This window comes from Pseudomonas sp. P20 (genome assembly GCF_016463925.1).
GTDB lineage: Bacteria > Pseudomonadota > Gammaproteobacteria > Pseudomonadales > Pseudomonadaceae > Pseudomonas > Pseudomonas aeruginosa.
This window is the reverse complement of the sequence record NZ_JAEMVM010000056.1, coordinates 1-441: the sequence shown is the minus strand read 5'-3', so window position 1 is coordinate 441 and position 441 is coordinate 1. Positions and strand designations below refer to the sequence as shown.

General features: G+C 63.0%; 1 pseudogene. It reads right to left on the bottom strand.

Annotation, left to right across the window (positions count from 1 at the left end):
• Positions 1-441 (bottom strand): annotated as a pseudogene (locus JHD77_RS33335) (TIGR03752 family integrating conjugative element protein); the annotation flags it as partial.

The window sequence follows — 441 nt, the reverse complement described above, 5'->3', positions numbered from 1 at the left end:
TCTTGCGGACGAGCTTGCGGTTTTCCAGGTCGGATCGCTGTTGGCCGACGGGGTGCAGCCCGTCATCGATCCGCTCCAGCGCGTTCTGTCCGCGATCGACCGCATTGCCGAAGGAGGTCGGGAAGCTGAATCCGCTCGGTTGGGTGGTGGAGCCGGCGGCCAGCGGCTGGCCATTGGCATCGACCGCGCGGGCGTCCTGGGGCTCGATCCAGACGATATCCGATGAAGACGAGCCCGCTCCCTGAAAGTGCTGGCCATCCTCTGGTCGCACGCCGAACCCGACGGGCAGGTCGGTGTCACCGGCCTCGGGAATGTGGGTTAGGTTCTCGAGCCGTTTCTGTACCTGGTCCAGGATCGTCTGGCTACGGTTTTCCTGCTGTTGCTGCAGTTCCTGGGCGGTGTTGTTGAGCTTCTGCTCTATGTTCTGATCGATGTTGCGCA